The sequence below is a fragment of the Methanomassiliicoccales archaeon genome (genome assembly GCA_038850735.1).
Classification (GTDB): domain Archaea; phylum Thermoplasmatota; class Thermoplasmata; order Methanomassiliicoccales; family JACIVX01; genus JACIVX01.
Genome location: JAWCLO010000009.1, coordinates 17,229 through 37,659, shown reverse-complemented (window position 1 = coordinate 37,659; position 20,431 = coordinate 17,229). Strand labels below are relative to the sequence as shown.

The 20,431-nt window shown below is 46.0% G+C and carries 20 protein-coding genes and 1 tRNA gene; 12 read left to right on the top strand and 9 right to left on the bottom strand.

The genetic code is table 11. From position 1 onward, the window contains the following. Positions 1–82: 82 nt before the first annotated feature. Positions 83–211: a hypothetical protein gene (locus tag QW087_06505; protein MEM2944370.1), complete on the top strand. Its 129-nt coding sequence runs from the start codon at positions 83–85 to the stop codon at positions 209–211. Positions 212–304: 93 nt separating this feature from the next. Beyond that, positions 305–688: a hypothetical protein gene (locus tag QW087_06500; protein MEM2944369.1), complete on the top strand. Its 384-nt coding sequence runs from the start codon at positions 305–307 to the stop codon at positions 686–688. A gap of 62 nt (positions 689–750) precedes the next feature. On the opposite strand, the gene QW087_06495 is transcribed toward QW087_06500, so the two are convergent. Then, positions 751–1,158, bottom strand: a complete 408-nt coding sequence (locus QW087_06495; protein ID MEM2944368.1) for a recombinase family protein — start codon at positions 1,156–1,158, stop codon at positions 751–753. Between the two features lie 173 nt (positions 1,159–1,331). Between QW087_06495 and QW087_06490 the strand changes: the two genes are divergently transcribed. Then, positions 1,332–1,427: transfer RNA gene (locus tag QW087_06490), tRNA-Lys, on the top strand. A gap of 18 nt (positions 1,428–1,445) precedes the next feature. Next, on the top strand, positions 1,446–2,210 hold the full coding sequence (locus QW087_06485; GenBank protein MEM2944367.1) for an ATP/GTP-binding protein: 765 nt from the start codon (positions 1,446–1,448) through the stop codon (positions 2,208–2,210). Between the two features lie 7 nt (positions 2,211–2,217). Here QW087_06485 and QW087_06480 read toward each other — a convergent pair whose 3' ends face one another. Next, positions 2,218–2,544 carry a helix-turn-helix domain-containing protein gene (locus tag QW087_06480; protein ID MEM2944366.1) on the bottom strand — a complete coding sequence of 109 codons (327 nt, stop codon included), beginning with the start codon at positions 2,542–2,544 and terminating at the stop codon, positions 2,218–2,220. Between the two features lie 151 nt (positions 2,545–2,695). Between QW087_06480 and QW087_06475 the strand changes: the two genes are divergently transcribed. Then, positions 2,696–2,854, top strand: coding sequence for a hypothetical protein (locus QW087_06475; protein MEM2944365.1), 159 nt, complete (start codon positions 2,696–2,698; stop codon positions 2,852–2,854). 9 nt (positions 2,855–2,863) lie between these two features. Here QW087_06475 and QW087_06470 read toward each other — a convergent pair whose 3' ends face one another. Continuing rightward, entirely contained in the window at positions 2,864–4,081 is a 1,218-nt protein-coding gene (locus QW087_06470; GenBank protein MEM2944364.1) for a proteasome-activating nucleotidase, read from the bottom strand. Positions 4,082–4,472: 391 nt separating this feature from the next. Here QW087_06470 and QW087_06465 point away from each other — a divergent pair, with 391 nt between their 5' ends. Further along, positions 4,473–4,967, top strand: coding sequence for a multiprotein bridging factor aMBF1 (locus tag QW087_06465; GenBank protein MEM2944363.1), 495 nt, complete (start codon positions 4,473–4,475; stop codon positions 4,965–4,967). Positions 4,968–4,974: 7 nt separating this feature from the next. Here the strand turns inward: QW087_06465 and QW087_06460 are convergent, their stop codons facing one another. Next, positions 4,975–5,439 carry a DUF2240 family protein gene (locus tag QW087_06460; protein ID MEM2944362.1) on the bottom strand — a complete coding sequence of 155 codons (465 nt, stop codon included), beginning with the start codon at positions 5,437–5,439 and terminating at the stop codon, positions 4,975–4,977. Between the two features lie 318 nt (positions 5,440–5,757). Here QW087_06460 and thsB point away from each other — a divergent pair, with 318 nt between their 5' ends. The 6 genes from thsB (at position 5,758) to QW087_06430 (ending at position 13,246) form a co-directional block, all read left to right on the top strand. Beyond that, positions 5,758–7,401, top strand: a complete 1,644-nt coding sequence (gene thsB / locus QW087_06455; protein MEM2944361.1) for a thermosome subunit beta — start codon at positions 5,758–5,760, stop codon at positions 7,399–7,401. 84 nt (positions 7,402–7,485) lie between these two features. Next, entirely contained in the window at positions 7,486–8,076 is a 591-nt protein-coding gene (gene grpE / locus QW087_06450) for a nucleotide exchange factor GrpE (GenBank protein MEM2944360.1), read from the top strand. Then, positions 8,051–9,913 carry a molecular chaperone DnaK gene (gene dnaK, locus QW087_06445; protein ID MEM2944359.1) on the top strand — a complete coding sequence of 621 codons (1,863 nt, stop codon included), beginning with the start codon at positions 8,051–8,053 and terminating at the stop codon, positions 9,911–9,913. Before grpE ends, dnaK begins: the two co-directional genes overlap by 26 nt. 26 nt (positions 9,914–9,939) lie before the next feature. After that, complete coding sequence (gene dnaJ, locus QW087_06440; GenBank protein MEM2944358.1) at positions 9,940–11,115, top strand: molecular chaperone DnaJ; 1,176 nt, start codon at positions 9,940–9,942, stop codon at positions 11,113–11,115. Between the two features lie 125 nt (positions 11,116–11,240). Next, complete coding sequence (locus QW087_06435) at positions 11,241–12,461, top strand: MFS transporter (protein ID MEM2944357.1); 1,221 nt, start codon at positions 11,241–11,243, stop codon at positions 12,459–12,461. A gap of 38 nt (positions 12,462–12,499) precedes the next feature. Further along, positions 12,500–13,246, top strand: coding sequence for a hypothetical protein (locus QW087_06430; GenBank protein ID MEM2944356.1), 747 nt, complete (start codon positions 12,500–12,502; stop codon positions 13,244–13,246). Here the strand turns inward: QW087_06430 and QW087_06425 are convergent. The 5 genes from QW087_06425 to purH form a co-directional block, all read right to left on the bottom strand. Further along, on the bottom strand, positions 13,236–14,759 hold the full coding sequence (locus QW087_06425) for an AMP phosphorylase (GenBank protein MEM2944355.1): 1,524 nt from the start codon (positions 14,757–14,759) through the stop codon (positions 13,236–13,238). The two genes, QW087_06430 and QW087_06425, sit on opposite strands and share 11 nt — an antisense overlap. Further along, positions 14,756–16,000 carry a RuBisCO large subunit C-terminal-like domain-containing protein gene (locus tag QW087_06420; protein MEM2944354.1) on the bottom strand — a complete coding sequence of 415 codons (1,245 nt, stop codon included), beginning with the start codon at positions 15,998–16,000 and terminating at the stop codon, positions 14,756–14,758. The genes QW087_06425 and QW087_06420 overlap by 4 nt, the downstream gene beginning before the upstream one ends. Beyond that, on the bottom strand, positions 15,987–16,931 hold the full coding sequence (locus QW087_06415) for a ribose 1,5-bisphosphate isomerase (protein ID MEM2944353.1): 945 nt from the start codon (positions 16,929–16,931) through the stop codon (positions 15,987–15,989). Before QW087_06415 ends, QW087_06420 begins: the two co-directional genes overlap by 14 nt. A 155-nt stretch (positions 16,932–17,086) precedes the next feature. Further along, on the bottom strand, positions 17,087–18,799 hold the full coding sequence (gene polX / locus QW087_06410; GenBank protein MEM2944352.1) for a DNA polymerase/3'-5' exonuclease PolX: 1,713 nt from the start codon (positions 18,797–18,799) through the stop codon (positions 17,087–17,089). A gap of 40 nt (positions 18,800–18,839) precedes the next feature. After that, the gene (gene purH / locus QW087_06405) at positions 18,840–20,393 is read right to left on the bottom strand and encodes a bifunctional phosphoribosylaminoimidazolecarboxamide formyltransferase/IMP cyclohydrolase (GenBank protein MEM2944351.1); all 1,554 of its coding nucleotides are present in this window, start codon (positions 20,391–20,393) and stop codon (positions 18,840–18,842) included. Between the last annotated feature and the right edge of the window lie 38 nt (positions 20,394–20,431).

Here is a 20,431-nt window from a genome sequence, read left to right as displayed (position 1 = left end):
CGATTCCTTCGCAACACACACTCTTCATCTTGCTTTACTTGCGAGCACCGTCGGATTAGTAGCATTTTTCTAGTGCGGGTTGATGCAAGAAAGGAAGGCTAAGCTGGCTGGTGCATGTGGACATATAGAGCCTTGGGGAAGAACAGCAAGGAGACGTACCAGTGAGTTGCATGATATTACGGACTGGAAGAGAGAGGTGGCAAAAATATGATATGTGAAAAATGCATGTATTGATTCACATGTGAAAAATTCCAAGCATATGTTTTCGATTGGTGTGATCTCAATCAGTTGAATGGTGAAATAGATGATGCCTAGGTTCATAGATATGCCGTTCGCTGATGATATGGCCGAGGCGATCGTGAACGGCGTCGAGATGCCTGATGGGAGGAGAGTATTCAAGCGCTGGACCGCACGGTATAAGCCAAAAGGGAGACCCGGGGACATCTTCGACGTGCGCTTCCAGTGCTACCGGATCACCCGAGTCTTCAGGATGAAATTGGGTGAGGTCGCGGACCACTACGAGCTTGAAGGCTTCAAAAGCAAGCAGGAGTTCATAGAGCGCTGGAAAAGGATCCATCCGGAAAAGGGCTTCAATCCTGAGGACTTCGTCTGGGTGCATGAGTTTGAAATAGAACCGCATGCAAGGATTGAGAGGTTCACAGGGTACGAGAAGAGCGAGGAGATATAGAATTAAAAAATCATATCTAAGTGACAACTTACGCCCGTAATCCGTCACTTCTCTTTTTTTCTTTAGGTATTTAAACAACCCCCGGTTTTTTCGGGGGAGGTATTCCGACATTCCCCTTTTGTCGGAATTTCGACACCCGCGCGCAGCAGGTGCTCGCGCAGGGTAGAGCGCGGGACCTTGAGGATCCTCGCGACTTCTGCGAGAGGCTTGACCTTGATCATCTCTGCGGCGAGCTCGATATTGATGTCTTTCCTCTTCTCCCTCCCCCACTTCCCGTATTTTTTCTTGTACTTCGCTATCCCTTCCTTCGTGCGCTCGAGGATGAGTTTTCTTTCGAGCTGCCCGACGGCGAAGATCACAGCGAGCATGAACTCGCCCATGGGCGTGCTCGTATCCACCTGCCCGAGGAAAGCGTCCTTGACGAGTATGAGGCTGCAACCCGCCTCCTGCAGCTTCCTGCAATAGTACATCCCTTCAACTATGTCCTTCATGAAACCTATTGCGCCCAGGGCAGACTACGGTACATAATCTGGATTAAAGATCGCTCTGATGGATGAAAAATAGCAAAAAGTGCTTCTGGCGAGCTGTGCCTAGAGCCTATGCAACCATTAAATTTATTTATAATGACCTATATGGCGCCACGGGGCCCGTAGCTCAGCTAGGTAGAGCAATCGGCTCTTAACCGATGGGTCGAGGGTTCGAAAGATTCGTCAAGAATCCGAATTTCCCTCCGGGCCCGCCTTTCTACGGTGGCACCATGCAATATATATATTTCATCGGCACGGCAGGCAGTGGGAAAAGTACTCTTACATATGCTTTTCATGATTGGCTGGAGCTTCAGGGGCTTGATTCTATAATCGTTAATCTTGATCCAGGTGCAGAGGCAATACCCTATGTTCCAGATGTGGACATTAGAGACTGGATTCGTTTGAATGAAATCATGAATGAATATGGTCTTGGACCTAATGGTGCGCAAATCGTCTGTGCCGATTTGATAGCATTGAACATTAAGGAAGTTGTTTCAACCGTGCAGGAATTCAAGACAAACTACGTGCTTATAGATACGCCTGGCCAGATGGAATTATTTGCATTCAGACAATCGAGTAATGTCGTCGTCAACGAATTTGGAAGGGAAGATTCATTCCTCGTTTTCCTGTCCGATCCGCAGTTAGCGAAGACCCCCTCTGGCTTTGTATCAGACCTCATGCTGTGTGCCATCACCCATTTTAGATTCGCCATCCCCATCCTCAACGTTCTTTCAAAAGTCGATGTACTGACGGATGAAGAACTCGAAACGATCCTCAACTGGTCAAGAGATCCATACGCATTGAACATTGCACTTGAGGGGACGACCGGTACCTCTCAGACGCTTCTCAGTCTAGAGCTCTTTAAGGCGCTTGAGAGCATAGGTATGTACAGGGAACTAACCCCAGTTTCAGCAGAGCTTTCTTACGGTCTGGAAGATATTTATAACACCATTCAACAATACTTTTCAGGCGGGGAAGATTTGACGAGGGATTAGGTGTGATTTACTTGCAATCGAAAACTAGATTCTTTTCCTCGCCGTTGATCAGCTTAATATGTGCTTTGATCTTGCCATTTTCGTAAAGTATCCTTGCCTCTTCGAGTAGAGATTTGTAAGCCGCAGCGTATTTGCCATCCAACGTCGGCTTCTCTTCAATGCAACGCAAAAGTCCCGCCTTTTCAAGCATTCTTATCTTTCTATAGCACGCCGCAATGGGAATGTTCATTTCTTTACTGAGCTCGACTGCAGTCTTAGTCTCTAAAAGTGTTGCTGAGAGTATTCTCGCGCAGTACTGGTCTGTAATAATTTTTGATATCTCCATTGCATGCATCAATTCTTGAGATTCGGGGACTTGTACTTAATACCCGTGCTACGGTTATAAAATTTGATCATGAGAAAGATAATGTTGTGACTATCGAGAAAACTACTCGTATGTGCTCCGCATATATTCCTCCTAAGAATTCTGAGCACAGGAATGAATGATGAAAAGAAAGATTCTACTTTGCCCGCAATGCGGATCTTCGGATTTGTACTATGAAGCTGGGTTATTAACGGGGTACAAATATCACTGCAAGCGCTGCGGATATATCGGCGCGCTTGTTATCGAGAAGGAATTCAATTTCGAGGCACATGGCGACTAATTCTTTCGGTCAGGCAAACATGACACCGGATTCTACGAACTTTGTCTCATCAGTCTCAAGGACTTTTGCGACAGCCCTCTCGAAGTCGATCATTGTTACATAATCGCGATTGTCCCTTATTGCGAACATTCCTGCTTCTGTACAGATTGCTTTGATGTCAGCTCCTGTTGCGGATTCGCACTTGGCGGCTATCACTGACAGATTCACATTCTTGTCGAGACTCATTTTCTTCGTGTGGATTTTGAAGATTTCAACTCTTGCCTCGTAGTTTGGCATGGGAATCGAGATGATACGATCAAATCTCCCAGGTCTCAAAAGCGCCTCATCAAGAATATCAGGTCTATTGGTCGCACCTATGATCTTCACATCACCAATGGGGTTGAAGCCGTCGAGTTCTGCCAAAAGCTGCATCAAAGTTCTTTGCACTTCTCTGTCGCCGGAAGTGGCAACTTCCAATCTTTTCGCGCCTATTGAATCGAGTTCATCGATGAACACTATACTTGGCGCTTTCTCTCGTGCTAGCTCGAAGAGCTCTCTGACGAGTCTGGCACCTTCACCAATGTATTTCTGCACCAGCTCGGAACCAACCATCCTTATGAAGGTTGCCTTCGTCTGGTGTGCGACCGCCTTGGCCAAGAGGGTCTTCCCAGTGCCCGGGGGACCTACGAGCAGCACACCCTTTGGAGGTTCAATACCAACTTTCCTGTACAGTTCAGGTCTCAGAAGAGGATCTTCTACCGCCTCACGAACCTCCCTTATCTGCTCATCCAAACCTCCGATTTCATCGTAACTCACATTGGGCTTCTCAATGATCTCAGCGCCCACAACTATTGGATCAAGGGAAGGCGGCAATACGCCCATCACTGCCAGAGTCTGCTTGTTCAGAGCTACTCTTGCTCCAACGATGAGGTCTTCAACTGGCACATATTCCGATGTGCTCACAATGAAGTCAGGACCTGTTGAACTTTTTACGACAACTCGTCCATCTGAAAGCACATCTTTGATGATACCTATTATGAGTGGCGGAGACTTGAGTCTCTCCATCTCAGTTCTCATTCTCTTTATTTCCTTCTGGAGTCTGAAGAGCTCGCTTTCGATGTATCTTTTCTCGCCTTCCAATCGACGGGTCTCTTCCAACAGTTCACTATTCCTGCGTTCGAGGAGCTCGATTTTTTCCTTCATATCAGCAATAAGCGCTTCCGTTTGCTGCTCCCTCAAATATGCCACCTTGTGTTTGCTTTATTAAAGCTAGTGGGTATATGATTCTTTCGCATTGAATATGCGATTGATTGATGGGGTTTCGTGTTTGCATCATGCTACTTTGGTGGAATGTTGGAAGGGAGTGGCTTTCTGCGATGCGTGTTCGTTCGAGATATGCTGGCTTTACATTCTATTCTCGATGTTTTTTATCATGATCAACGTGTAAAAATGCGGTTGTATCCAAGATGCCACATCCGAGGTATGTGATGTAAGCGACGTTTTATCGGGATCATATTATTCCTCAGAATCTTCTTGACATAACAAAAATGCGTATAGAAAAGAAAAGGTGGATATTATGACGGTGAGCTATAAATCCATTTAGTTGCATAATGAAGATGTAGAGCATGGGATGATTATCATGATATGCGAACTCTGCGGTAAGGAAACTGAGCGCACAACTCGCATCTTCATCGAGGGGACTATTTTGAGCGTGTGCAGCAGTTGCGCCAAATTCGGGGAGGTGCGCAAAAAAGGACAGGAGAAGTCAGCGCCGCAGAACATCATTGCAAAGCGTCTGGAATTGCGAGAAAAGCGAATGAAACCCAAGGATCTTTATGCCTTGGAAGAAACAACTCTTGAGCTCGTTCCAGATTATCCCAGGATCATTAGGGAGGCCCGGATGGCTCGCGACTGGAAACAGGAGACTTTAGCAGCGAAGATCAATGAAAAGGTAAGCGTGATTAATAAGATAGAAAAAGGAGATATGAAACCAGATGACGCGCTCGTGAAGAAGCTCGAAAAGGAATTGGGAATTAAGCTCATGGAAAGGGTCCCGATTGTGAAGACCGAAGCCAAACCATCCCAAAATAAGGGTTTAACGCTTGGAGATGTCATCAAATTGAAAGAAAGGTAATGATCCATTATCTCTCGATGATTTCCTTTTCGACTTCGTCGATGAGATCGTCGACGCTCACGCCAATTTCCTTTGCGTAAGCGACGGCAGCCACTTCTGCATCGACGCCGATTTTTTCCTGAATTTTATTAATTTTTGCGACTGCATCTCTTTTTGAAACGCCCGATGTTACAATCTTATCAAGTATCTTCGAAAAAACAGAATCATTCTTTTTCCGCTCTTCTAGGATTTTCTTATCGGGTTTGAAATTGATGGATATTTCAATTTTCTTGTAATCGAATGTGGGTTTAATCATGTCATCGACGCGCTCTAACAACCCATTCCTGAGGCCGAGATCAAGCAGTCTCTGAGCCTCCTTTGGAGTAAACCAGCGGAAGTCCATTGAAACCGAGAAAACCAACTCCCTCTCGGACAGGATCCCTTTTCCTTTCCGCTTGAAAACGAGAGCTAGACAGTTTCTTAGCTCATCCATGTGCGTTGCCCCAAGCCTGGTTAATCTATATTCCCTAATAATATTTCATCATATGTGCGTTATGTTCATTCGTTAACAGCATGTATTCTATATGTTGAGGTACATGTCCATCCGCGTTTACATCTAAATAAACATTTTTTAGTCTGTTTTGACTTCAAATCTTTATCTTAAATAATCAGTTTATAGGCAAAGATATCATTTTTTATTCCAGATCATTTGGTGTTGTCAATGTATTCAGTTATATTTATATAGAAGAACAAACATTTCGAACCAACAACCTTATTGTGCAATTGAAACTGTGCAAAGGAGGTAATAGATATGGGAATGGGAACAACGCCAATTCTTATACTTAAAGAAGGAACCCGCAGGGACAGGGGTAAGGACGCCCAATACAACAATATAATGGCTGCTAGAGCAATTGCAGATGCCGTCAGAAGCACCCTTGGCCCGCGCGGTATGGATAAAATGCTCGTTGACAGCATGGGTGATGTGGTTATCACAAACGATGGTGTAACAATCCTAAAGGAAATCGACGTCGAGCACCCAGCTGCAAAAATGCTGGTTGAGGTAGCAAAGACTCAGGATGAAGAATGCGGTGATGGCACAACGACAGCTGTCATTTTGGCGGGCGAACTGCTGAAGAAAGCTGTCGATCTCATTGATGCCAATGTACACCCGACGATCATCAGTGGCGGTTACAGGCTCGCAGCTCAGAAGGCGATGGAGTATTTGGATGAGATTGCCATGCCTATTTCTGTCGACGATAAGGAGACCCTGAAGAAGATTGCAATGACAGCTATGATGAGCAAGGCAGTTAGTGGTGTGAGAGCTCACATGGCCGACCTAGCCGTTGAGGCAGTAACATCTATCGCTGAAAAGGTGGATGGCAAGTGGGATGTCGATCTCGACAACATTCAAGTGGTGAAGAAACAGGGCGGTTCGATGGAGGACACGCAGCTTGTCAAGGGTGTGATTCTTGATAAAGAGCCTGTCCATCCAGCTATGCCCAAGAGGGTTGAAAAAGCGAAGATCGCCTTGGTTGATGCCGCTTTGGAAATCAAGAAAACGGAGATCGACGCGAAGATTGAAATCCGTGACCCGTCCCAGTTGCAAGCATTCCTCGCAGAAGAGGAAAATATGCTGAGAAAAATGGTGGAACAGGTCAAAAATGCCGGCGCGAATGTGTTGTTCTGCCAAAAGGGAATTGACGATCTGGCTCAGCACTTCTTGGCAAAGGAGAAGATCTTTGCATTGAGGCGTGTGAAGAAGTCGGATATGGAGAAACTCGCAAAGGCAACAGGTGCGACGATCGTGAGCAAGCTTAGCGAACTCAGCAGCAAAGATCTCGGTCACGCAGATCTGGTTGAAATGAGAAAATACCAAGAAGACGAGATGACCTTTGTGACGGGTTGCAAGAATCCCAAATCTGTCTCGATTCTAATCAGAGGTGGTACTGAACACGTGGTCGACGAAATCGAACGCTCGCTCGAAGATGCCATGAGCGTAGTCGCGATCGCTATTGAGGATGGGAAGATCATTACTGGTGGAGGATCTACAGCTGTGGAGCTCGCGATGAAGCTCAGGGAGTTTGCAGCTTCTGTCGGTGGACGTGAACAGATCGCAATTGATGCCTTTGCAAGCGCTCTCGAAGTTGTTCCGACTGCTCTCGCTGAAAATGCTGGTCTCGACCCAATAGATGTATTGATTGAGCTCAGAAAAGCTCACAAGGCAGCCCAAAAGACTGCGGGCATTAACGTCTTTACAGGTAAAGTAACGGACATGTACAAGGAAAATGTCCTAGAGCCGATTCGCGTGGGTAAGCAAGCCATTAGCTCTGCCACCGATGCTGCCGTGATGATTCTAAGAATCGATGATGTCATTGCAGCTAAGGGAGGATCCAAACCTGGTCCAGGTCAACCAGGTGGTCCCACTGAAGCAAATTTGAAACCTGAAGAAGACTGAGCAATTCGGGCGCAGTTAACGGCTGCGCTCTTTTTTCAATATACCTTTATTCTTCTTTTTTCGATGATTGATCGAGGTGATGCCATGGGAAACGAGGAAAGCGAATTGACCGCAAAGAATGAAACCCTGCCTGCGGAAAATTCAGCTGATCTGCAGTCTTTGAAAGACGAAATAGAAGCGCTGAAAAAGAAGCTCGATATGGCAGAAAGGGAACTCAGAAAATATGAGGAGCTATCGAATCAATACCTCGATCTTGCTAAGCGAATACAAGCTGATTTTGATAATTATAAGAAGCGCATTCAAAAGGAAAAAGATGAAATTGTAAAATGTGCCAATGAAAATCTTATTTGCGAGCTTCTGTCAACGCTTGATGACCTCGAAAGGGCTTTAAGCACCAGCTGTAGTTGTGACGAACTAAAAATGGGTGTTAATCACATTTATAACAATCTGATGTCTCTCCTTCATTCTTATGGTCTCAGGGAAATAACTTCCCATGACAAGTTTGATCCTCAGTATCATGAAGCAATGGCTATTGAACAAGGAGAAGATGGAAAGATTCTAGAAGTTTATCAAAAGGGATATCTCCTTGGGTCAAAGGTAATTAGACATTCAAAGGTGAAGGTGGCAAAGAATCAATCGGGAGGTGATGATGGTGCCAAAGATAATTGGAATTGATTTAGGTACGAGCAACTCAGCTGCCGCTGTGATGGAAGGCGGTAGACCGACGATAATTCCGAGTGCAGAGGGTACGAGTTTGGGAGGTAAGGCTTTCCCATCATATGTGGCGTTTACAAAAGATGGCCAACTTCTTGTAGGTGAACCTGCAAGGAGGCAGGCTATAACAAATCCAGAGGGAACGATAACTGCAATTAAGAGGAAAATGGGAACGGATTATAAGGTTAAGGTTTTTGGCAAAGAATATACGCCCCAGCAAATCTCAGCATTTATCCTTCAGAAAATCAAGCGAGATGCAGAGGCCTACTTGGGTGAGGAAGTGAAAAAAGCCGTCATAACTGTGCCGGCATACTTTAACGATAACCAGCGACAGGCTACCAAAGATGCTGGTGAAATCGCCGGTCTCGAGGTGGTAAGAATCATCAATGAACCGACGGCGGCAGCGCTCGCATACGGTCTCGATAAATCAGGAAAGTCGCAGAAGATAATGGTATTTGATCTCGGTGGCGGGACACTTGACGTGACTATCATGGAATTCAGCGAGGGCGTATTCGAAGTCTTGTCAACAAGCGGGGATACACAGCTCGGCGGTACGGATATGGATGAAGCTCTCATCAAGTATGTCGTCGAGAACTTCAAGAAAGATACTGGGATTGATTTGACTCAAGACAAGATGGCGCTGTGGAGGGTTAGGGAGGCGTGCGAGAAGGCGAAGATTGAGCTCTCCAGTACGATGTCAACTGACATAAATCTCCCGTTCATCATTGCAGATGCTTCAGGTCCAAAACACCTTTCAATGACGATTACGCGGGCAAAGCTCGAGGAGCTCGTTACCCCCATTGTAGAGCGGTGCAAGGGACCTATGATCAGAGCAATGGATGATGCCAATCTTAGACCCGATGATATAGATGCCATCATACTTGTCGGCGGACCAACAAGAATGCCAATCGTCCAGAGACTCGTTGAGAGGGTAGTTGGAAAGAAAATACAGCGTGGTATCGACCCGATGGAATGCGTGGCCATGGGAGCAGCTATTCAGGGTGCCGTGCTTGCGGGGGAAATCAAAGATGTTCTCCTGCTCGATGTGACCCCTCTATCTCTAGGCATTGAAACGCTTGGTGGTATTACAACAAAACTAATTGAGCGCAATACGACCATTCCGACCAGAAAGAGCCAGATATTCACGACAGCTGCCGACAATCAGACGAGTGTCGAGATCCATGTTGTGCAGGGCGAACGAGAAATGGCGCGGGACAACGTGTCACTTGGCAGATTCCACCTGACTGGAATTCCGCCGGCGCCTCGCGGGGTTCCGCAGATCGAGGTTACCTTCGACATCGATGCAAATGGCATCCTTCATGTTTCAGCGAAGGATCTAGGAACAGGTAAGCAGCAGAGCATTACCATCACTGCTAGTACAAAACTCTCCAGAGAGGAGATTGACCGGATGGTCGCAGAGGCTGAAAAATTCGCAGAACAAGATAAGAAGCAGAGGGAAAAGGTGGAGACAATAAACCAGGCCGACTCTATGATCTATAATGCAAATAAGACTTTACAAGAACTCGGAGAAAAAGTGACAAAGGAAGAGAGGGAAAAAATAGAAAAGGCGATCGAAGAACTGAAGACCGCGATATCGGGCGGTGAAACGGCCACGATTAAATCGAAAACAGAAGCGCTGATGAAAGAAGTGTTTCAAGTATCCTCGAGAATCTACCAGACTGCAGGCCAGCAACAACAAAGTAGTGGGGGCACTACATCTGGTGGGAGCAAAGACGAAAAGAAAGGCGGTGAGAACGGTTTCGTAGACGCTGATTATAAGATTGTCGACGAAAAGTAATCGGTTGAAGCAGGTTATTTGATTCTATGACAAAGAAAGACTACTATGAGGTGCTCGGCGTCAGCAAAGACGCTACTGTCGATGAGATCAAAAAAGCGTACCGAAAGCTAGCAAGACAGTATCATCCAGACGTGACGCAGCTGGATAGAAAAACTGCAGAAGAGAAGTTCAAAGAAATATCTGAGGCATACGAAGTTCTCGTTGACGAAAACAAGAGGCGGCTTTATGATATGTACGGTCATGCGGGCGTCAGCGGGCAATTCAGAGACGGCCAGTTTACTTGGAAGGATTTCACGCACATGTCAGACCTTCGCGACATCTTCTCTGACCTGGGCGCCTTTGGGTTCGGTGATTTTTCGTTTGGCGATATGGGGTTCGGAGAAAGCCTCTTCGATTTTCTTTTCGGACGCAGGGATGCCTTCGATCGATCAAAGCAGGCTCATAGAGGACGGGCACTAAGATACGACATCGAGATCACATTGCAGGAAGCGGCAAATGGGGCAACAAAGGAAATATCAGTTCCTCACAGCGTCAAATGCGAAGCTTGTGGGGGTACTGGTGCGAAGGATGGAAAGATCACTATGTGCCCAGCATGTGATGGGAAAGGCCAGAAGAGCACCGTTGAGAGGAGAGGGTATACCCAATTCATTTCGATCACAACGTGCCCTCGATGTGGCGGTAGCGGCAAGATCGTCGTAGATCCCTGCCCAAAATGCAGTGGGGAAGGTGTTACGCGGAAAATTTCGAAGATTAGCATTAATATCCCAAAGGGAGTAGAGGACGGAACCCGTCTGAGGATACCTGGAGCAGGAGAAGCAAATCTATCCGGCGGATCTCCTGGGGATCTGTACGTTGTCGTCCATGTGAAGGAAGATGAACTCTTCAAGCGCAACGGTGCTGACATTTGGATTGATTGGCCGATTACATTTCCGCAGGCAGCGCTCGGAGCGGAAATCGAGGTACCGACGCTGTGGGGAAAGGCTAAGCTAAAGATACCCCCCGGCACGCAGGGTGGTACAATATTCAGGTTGAAGGGTAGCGGTCTCGATCGTATTGACGGATCGGGAAGAGGCGATCAATACGTTAGGGTAGGAATTGAAGTCCCTCAAAAATTGACAGAAGAGCAGAAGAGCCTCCTGAGGAAGTTTGCTGAGTTGGAAAACGAACCAAAGAGCAAATTCGGCAGATTCCGAAGAGGATGAGTTTTGTCCTTTTTTTCAGTGAAGGGTTTATCAGTAATAGAGGGTCAATGGTGTTCGAAAATTCTTAACTAGAAAATCGCATTTCTCCTCTCATCTTTACGATCTGAATTTCGAAGGCATTTCGTATGTCGAGTTTTAGAGGTTATGATGAAAGGGTATGGATTCTCTTCATAGGCAGAACGATTGCGGCGGCTGGATTCTCAATCGTGATGCCATTTCTAGCAATTTATCTTCATGAAAGACTAGGGGTGCCGATGTCGGTAGTCGGCGCAATTTTTCTTATTTCATCGGCGATTGGTGCCTTTGGTCAATTGGCAGGAGGCGAGGTGTCGGATCGTTTCGGCCGAAAGAGCGTGATGTATCTTTCAATAGGCGCGCGTGCGGTGATTTTCGTGATGATCAGTGCCGTCGTTGCCATTGATTCTAGCTTTTTGATCATCGGATTACTCGTCGTCATTAGCAATTTCCTTGGCTCGCTTTTCGAACCAGCTTCAAACGCCATGATTGCGGATATCGTTGAGCCAGCTAAGCGGTTGGAAGCGTATGGGTTGTTAAGGATCGGAATGAATATCGGATGGGCGCTCGGCCCCCTCATTGGAGGGTTTCTCGCAGCATTTTCATATTCTTCACTTTTCCTGCTAACGGCCCTTACGAGTGCTACCGTTGCGTTACTCATCCATTTCAAGGTAAAAGAATCGATGAAGACTGGCGAATCGCTTCAGCGTTTCGGTGTGAGAGATTTAGTAAGACTTAAGAATGATCGCCGATTTTTCGCATTTTGCATCTTCTCATTAATACTGTGGATTGTTGTCGCTCAGATGTCGTCGACTTTGTCTGTGTTCTCGACTTCAGAAGTAAGAATATCTGTTGTCGAAATCGGCTACCTCTATACTATTAACGGATTGATGGTTGTCTTTGCACAGCTTCCCGTTGCAAGACTGATTTCTCGATTCAGTATGTCTGGAACGATTGCAGTCGGCGCTATCATTTACTCGCTGGGCTACTTCATGGTCGGTTTTGCAACCGGATTCGTATTTCTGGCGATGTGCATGGTTGTCATCACTGTTGGAGAAATTGTAACCTCGCCATCTTCAATGAATCTAGTCGCGAATATGTCCCCTGAGCGGGAGAGGGGACTTTACATGGGATTTTTTGGCCTATTCACATCATTTGGATGGTCACTCGGACCGTTTATCGGAGGTGTATCGATAGATGCCTTTGCACAATCGCCTGTACTCATGTGGGGAATTCTTTCTTCCTTTGGCTTGATAAGCGCGATCGGCTATTTGATACTCGGAAGATTCATTCCATCTCGTGTTGACCGGGTGGACACCCCTCCACGATAGCAAGAATTAAAATGTTTTTTTTCTTTGATGCAATTGAAATGAAAATTATCGGCATAATGACGGAAGATTTCAAATTCTTTCACGAGCTCGTATGTCGATTGAAGGAAAAGGGCGAACCTTTTGTTTCTTTGGGGTTTTCTGATGTTATTCCATCGGCGGTTGGAGTGATCATTACGACAGAACACGAGATTGACAAAGTTGAATTTTCCTCGATTGTCGCAAACGATGATCCACATCAGGCAATCGATATAGCGCTTGGGAGACTCAAAGGAGGAGAAGAGTTTGGTACCCTTGTAATCGGTATTGATCCCGGTAGCCGCCCAGGCATCGCTGTGTTCGGCGATCGGAAATTGATTTTCTCAGAGGTTGTGAGCTTCCCAGAACAAGTCGCAGGGATTTTGGATCATGTACTGTCTTGCTATCCACATTCGCGATCCGTAGTCAAAATTGGTCATGGGGACAGAACGAACCGCAACAGGGTCATCCGCGCGATCTGGGAGAAGGTTGATGAAGTCTATGTCGTCGATGAATCGAACACTACCCGCAGGACAGACTCACCAGATGTCGATGCAGCCGTTTCCATAGCACTCTCTGTTGGAAAAAGAATCTGCGAAGTGCCAGAGGTTACCCCGACTGCTGGCGAGATCAGGGACATTCAAAGGCTTTCACGACTTCATAGTCAGGGTAAAGTCACCATATCATCTGATCTTGCAGAAGCCGTTGCAAAGGGGTTGATGTCTCTCGATGAAGCGGTGGAATTGCAGGCACGGAAACTTAGCCGGTAACTCTCGAAAATGACGGAACTCGTGCGAGGACCATCCCCTCAATTGCCATTGGTTCGAGTCGCCTTGCAAGTCCGATTGCCTGCTCAAGTTTCGCTTCATTCTCGGCATAAATCGTGAACAGCGTCTCACCAACGTCAACTTTGTGCCCCCGCTTCTTGTTTAACAGGATGCCAGCACCTTTATCTTTTGGAGCCCCAGCAGCTCTTGCAATTCTCACCATGTCCTTATTCTTTATTCCTGCGATATAACCAGATTTTTTGGCTTGAACTTCGAATTTGAACTTTCCAATAGGTATATCTTCTGACTTGATATCGGGATTACCGCCTTGTGCATCGACGATCTCTCTGAATTTCTCAAGCGCCTTTCCAGACTCAAGGATTTCGCGTGCTCTATCCACCCCTCTTATAATCCCTCCCATTTCAAGCAGCATACCAGCAAGTTCACATGCCTTTTCAACAACACTGCCTGGAAGCTTTGACCCCTCGAGAATCGCTATCGCCTCCTTAGCCTCAAGTGCCGGTCCAATGGCCCTTCCTACGGGCTGTCCTCCATAGGTGATAGCGCACTCAACTCTTATTCCTAGTCTCTCACCGAGGTCGATGAAGTCACGCGCGTATGCTTTTGCCTCTTCAATAGTCCTTACTTTTGTACCCTCTCCCGTTGGTATATCTATTACAACATAGTCAGCACCCACGGCTTTTTTCTTTGACATCACTGAAGCGAGTAGCTGTGCGTGGGGGTCGACTCCCAAAGGATACTCGACACGGATAATAAGATCATCGGCGGGAGCAAGGTTCATTGCACCGCCCCAGACCATGGTTCCACCCACTCGTTCGGCTATTCTTTTGAGTTCGAAGGCAGTGAATTCTACCGGTGCAAAAACCTCAACGATGTCTGCAGTCCCCGCAGCACTGCTTATTGCTCTAGATGAGGTCTTTGGTATTAGAAGCCCTGCTGCAGCAACAATCGGAACGACGAGAAGAGTTACCTTATTTCCGGGCACTCCACCAACGCTGTGGAAATCAAATACTGGTGACCTGTCAAATTCTATTCTATCCCCCGTCTCAACCATCGCCATCGTAAGGTCAGTAGTCTCTCTAATATTCATGCCGTTGATGTGCAACGCTGTAACATATGCTGCTAGTTCTATGCTTGAAAGATTCCGATTTGCAATATCGTTCACAAGCGTCTTGATTTCCTCCGTTGTTAGTTCAAGACCGTCCATTTTTTTCTTGATGTATTCAATCGATTCTGGTTTTCCCGTTGCTATGACATCGACATCTTCTCCTACATCGGCACCTAAAATTTCAAGCGTTTTTCCGAGAATCCCAACCTCTCCCCGATTCACTATCGAATCAGTCGTCTGTACGATTGCGGTTATCGTCGTGCTCTTCTCGTGTGTTATCTTTATACGATCCTGCTCTCTCACTCCAAGGTCTTGGCAATCCTCTTCGTTGAGCAGGGCCGTATATTCGCCAGTGTCCATATCGATGTACTTCACCTTGAGTTTCATCTCTTTTTCCACCTCTCTAGTGCTTCTCTCAATTCAACGTGATCTCTTGCATACTCCTCAAGTGAGATTCCCTTGAACGAAGCGTCAACTGCCTGGGACATGGCTCTTGCTCCTGCTCTTATTCCCTTTGGATGCCCAGCGACGCCGCCTCCCGCTTGTATCTGAATATCGTTTCCAGCAATCTTCACCAGTTCTGGAACAAGGGCAGGGTAAATTCCTCCGGAACAGACGGGGAGCGTAGGTTTCAATCCATATAATTCTTCTGTGCACGATCTCTGGGAAGCTAGATCTTCCTCCGGAGATCCCTTCATCTTGCCAACGCCAAAAGTACCTACGTGTAATGCGTCCCCTCCGCACATACGAACTAGCTTTGCAAGCGGACTCATTGCAATTCCGTGATTTTCATTTCTTGTAAAGGCTGCGTGCATCGTACGGTGCACGTGGATCGGTATTTTGATCGATGGATCCTCAGCCACTGCTTGCAGGGCTGCAAATCCGCATGTGAATATGTCAATCATGATCTCACTGGCCCCAAGCTCCTGAGCTCTCTCGGCAATCTCAACAATCCGGTCGGCTCTCGTAGAAATGTTGATTGCATGTATCATTTTGTGACCACTTTCACTTTCAACCTTATCTAGCGCTTCTGCGATTGCAACAACCCTATCTTCAAGGGGACAAAATCTCTGGTTGACGAGCGTTTCATCATCCTTGCTGTTTGTAAGCCCCCCCATCCCTGCCTCATAGACATACGACGCCATTTCATCTGGATTAAGTCCTATCTTTGGTTTTATAATCGTTCCGACGAACGGCTTTTGCGGTCTTTTGAGAATGTTCCTCATGCCATCAATTCCAAATTTAGGTCCCTTGAATGCCCTCACCATCGATTTAGGGAATTTTGCATCTTCCAGTCTGACCCCCTTCAGAGTTTCTAATCCAAACAGATTTCCAGCTATTACACTGAGAATTTGCGGTACACCGCCGATATCTAGGCTGAAATCCTCAATAGGGAAAGCAATAGTAGCTATATTTCCTTTGATATCGATGACCCTTCCACTGAGTTTCAGGAAGATATCATCCCTCAGCGTCGTTATGTCAGTCCATGTACCTGTGGATTGCTCAGTTGCAATGGCTGCTGCTGCATCTTCCATTGGAATGCTTGTGTCTATTTTGTACCGGCAAATGACATGATCCTCAGGATCGATCTCCTTGCCTAGATGTAGATATTTTCTAGAATATTCCATATTTTTCACCCCGTTCAAAAATAAATTCTTCTCCTAATTCTCTCACAATAATTTCGTAGGCCGCATATGGCGAAACTAAGCCAATTTCTGTTACGATGGAATCAATATATTCAGGTGGTGTTGCATCGAATACTGGATTAAGAATTTTAACAGCGCTCGGTACTTCATCTCGAGCAGCAACTTCCGAACCATCCCTTTCCTCGATTTCCACAAGTTCTCCAAATAAGGTCTTCGGGGAAAATTTATACGTCTCAGCGCACACCACGAACGGAACTCTTGCTTCCTGAGAAACAAGCGCGATCTGCGAGGTGCCTATTTTATTGATAACTGCACCGTTCGATGCAACAGTATCTGCGCCGACAAGAACAAGATCAACTTTCTTCATCGCCCATCTAACCGCGCTGTCTACAATAAGCGTCGTGGGTATACCGTGTTGTGAAAGCTCTGTGACCGTGAGGATGCCTTGGCGCCAGGGTCTTGATTCAGTAGCAATGACTTTTACCTCCTTCCCCTGGTCAAAAGCTGTCTTGATAACACTCAAGGCAGCCTTACTGTTGCAGTGTGTGAGAATGCAATCGCCCGAAGAGATCCTTTTAGCCCCTATTTCACCAATGATCTTGACTGCTTCCCTAGATTTTCTTATGAAATTATCGGCATTTTTTACAATCTTTTCTTTCAAATCGTCAACGCTGCTCGCCGACTCCGTATCTTTTAGAACAGCATGAACAGCATTCCACAGCGATACGGCTGTAGGCCTCGTAGACAATAGAGTTTCCTTTCCTTTCTCGAGTAATGCCTTCAGTTGCAATATGTCCACTCCTTCGTAGGAACGTGCAAGATCTCTAAGGGCGCCTGCCGCAGTTCTTGCAATCTCTCCTGCGCCCCGGATTTTCATACTTTTTATCAATTCTGCAGTCTCTTCGATCCCCATCGTCCTTATCGATGGTATGGGCCAGTATTTATTTCTATCCTTTTGGAGAATGGGATCTATCGATAAGACGATGATATTGGCAAAACTGGGTTTTTACTAAAGAAGCAAATTGTTTTTCAAAAGTCATTGAGCGAGATCAATATAATCATCAGATCCTACAATTTGAGTTTGCTTTCGAGCTCTTCTAATGAGAGTGTGTTCATGACATCTTTGCTTTCCAACCATCCTCTTCTTCCAGTGGCCACGCCGAAAAGCAAGTAATCAAGTTGATCAATGCTATGGGCATCAGTCCCTATAGCCATCACACTGCCCATGTCCTTTGCAAGTTTAATATTCACATCATTCAAATCAAGACGTTCCGGAAGCGCGTTGATTTCGAGCCAAACTCCCTTAGCCTTCGCTTCATCGATAATTTTCTCAAGATCGACTTCATAGGGATCCCTCTGCTCAATAACTCTGCCTGTTGGGTGAGCTAGGATCTTCACATAATCATTTGAGATAGCATTGAGTATCCTTTCTGTCATTTCCCTCTTGTTCATCTTGAATCCCGAATGGATCGCTGCAATTACTAAATCCAGATCTTTTAAAACTGCATCAGGATAATCAAGCTTACCATCACTAAGTATTTCAACCTCGGCACCGGCCAAAATGCGAAAGTCATCCATATTCTCGTTAAGCTTTCTTATAGCGGAAATGTTCATTGCGAGGTCCTTTGCGCTGATTCCACCTGCAATCTTCAATGTCTCTGAATGGTCTGTTATAGCAACATATTCATATCCGCGGCGTCTGCACTCATGAGCGATTTCTTCGACTGTTGCACTGCCATCACTGAATCTTGAATGCACATGGAAATCCCCTTTAATCTGATCTAACTGAATTAACTTTGGGAGCTGATGCTTTGCTGCTGCTTCAATCTCGCCTCTGTTTTCCCGCAATTCTGGTGGTATGAACTGCAATCCCAGAATCTCATATATCTCTTCCTCAGTCTTCCCACCAATTTTTTCGCCAGTGTCTTTGTTGAAAATTCCGTATTCGCTGATCTTGAGACCTTTATCGCCCGCTAGTCGGCGTAGTTCGATATTATGTTCCTTTGATCCAGTAAAGTATTGAAGTGCGGCACCATAACAATCCTCGCTGACGATGCGGATATCTATCTGGACGCCATCTTTTAACCTCACACTGCCCCGGGTCTCACCTCTTGCTATCACCACTTCAACTTCGGGAAATTGGATAAATGCGTCCATTACGGCCGAGGCATTATCACTGCCAACGAGGATATCGATATCTCCTATCGTTTCCTTCATTCGACGGAGGCTTCCAGCCACACTTATTGTCTTGAGACCAGTGGTTTCCATCATATATCGTTCTATCTTTTTTCCGTAGTAGTGGGCATAGCCCAGTAACATGCGACCGCTCCGCTGTTCCAGTATTCTTATTCCAGTTAGGATATTTTGCTCGGATTTTTCACCAAATCCCTTAAGTCTCCGGATCCTATGTTCTTCCGCTGCCTTTTTCAGTTCATGGAGATTTGTTATTTTCAATTCTTGATAAAGGCGCATAGCTGTTTTAGGACCTATTTCCGGAATATCCATCAACTGGAGAAGACCAGCGGGTAGCTCTTCTCTCAGTTGCTTCAAATAGTTGAGCTCACCTGTTTCAATGATCTCTTTTATCTTTTTTGCAATCGCCTTGCCTACGCCAGGGATCTCCTCAAGTTTATTTTCCTTATAATACTTCACTACGTCATCGCCTAGAGTTTCAATGCTTCTTGCTGCCCTTCTGTATGCCCGGGGCTTGAACTCGACTCCTTTCAGCTCCAAAAGATCCGCAATCTCGTAAAGAATTGCGGCAATCTTGGCGTTACTCATACCATGATGTTGATTTACTTTCTTCAGGATTAAAATGTTCCTAGTGCCTGAATACGCGGATGCCTGTAAAGACCATCGCCATGCCGTGTTCGTCGGCAGCCTTTATGACTTCGTCATCACGTATGGATCCTCCTGGCTGAATGATCGCCGTTACGCCAGCTTTGGCAGCCTCATCAACTCCATCTCTGAACGGGAAAAAGGCGTCGGACGCCATTACGCTCCCCTTCGCTTCCTCTTTGGCCTTGAATGCTGCTATCATCGAGGAATCAACTCTGCTCATCTGACCAGCGCCGATCCCCACCACTCGTTCATCTTTTGCAAGCACGATAGCATTCGACCATACATGCTTAACAACTTTCCATGCAAAAAGCATGGATTTCATTTCAAATTGAGAGGGACTTCTCTTCGTAACTACTTTGAGATCTTCTGGCCTGAGTTTGCAATATTCATAAGTCTGCACCAATAGTCCGCCTTTTACTTTCTTCATTCTAAGTTCAGGTCTCTCATCTGGCACGATTGGCGCATTTGTTCTGAGAATCCTAATGTTCTTCTTCTTTTGAAGAATTGAAATTGCTTCTGGAGTATAGGAAGGCGCGATAACTGCTTCTACAAAATGCTTGCTAATCTCTTCGGCAGTGAATTCATCCACCTCCCTGTTGATCCCAATGACGCATCCAAATGCGGCCACTGGGTCTACGTTATACGCAGTTACGAAAGCTTCTCGAATATTATCTGCGCTTGCAATTCCACATGGATTCGTGTGCTTTAAAACTGCGACAGTCGGTCTATCAAAATCTCTCAAGATATCCAGGGCTGCCTCGAGATCAAGAATATTGTTGTAAGAAAGCTCTTTTCCATGAAGCTTTTCAGCGCGTGGAATGCACACCCCTTCTGCAAATGGATCTATGTAAAATGCAGCCGATTGATTTGGATTCTCACCGTATCGGAGATCAATGGACTTTTCAAAACCCATTGCGAGGATATCTGGGAAGAGCTCCTGTCCAAACTCTTGTCCAAAGTAGCGAGATATCATTGCATCGTATACAGCCGTAGTCCTGAAAGCCTCGACCATAAGAGCCTTAAGGGTTTCTTTGCTCAATATCCCCCCATTTCTCTTCAACTCTTCCAGAACAAAACTGTACCTCCGCGGGTTTGTAATCACAGCCACAGATTCATAATTCTTTGCGGCTGCCCTGATCATGCTTGGGCCACCAATATCGATATTTTCTACGATTTCATCAAGCGTTGCGTTTATCTTCATCACAGTCTCCTTGAACGGATAAAGATTAACAACTACCATGTCGATTTTCTTAATTCCTCTCTCAGCAAGCTGTTTCATGTGCTCAGGATCATCTCGACGGGCAAGAATGCCAGCATGTATGAAAGGGTGAAGAGTTTTTACCCTTCCATCAAGCATTTCTGGGAAACCAGTAACTTCCGAGATTTCAGTGACGCGGATATTGCTTTCCTTTAGAAGACGTGCCGTACCCCCTGTGGAAATGATCTCAACATTGAGTTCTTCTAATCCTCTAGCAAAGTCCACTATCCCGCTCTTATTCGACACACTTATGAGCGCTCTTTCGACCCTTGTCAACCGATCTCCTCCGATACCATTTACTCCTATTCGATAAA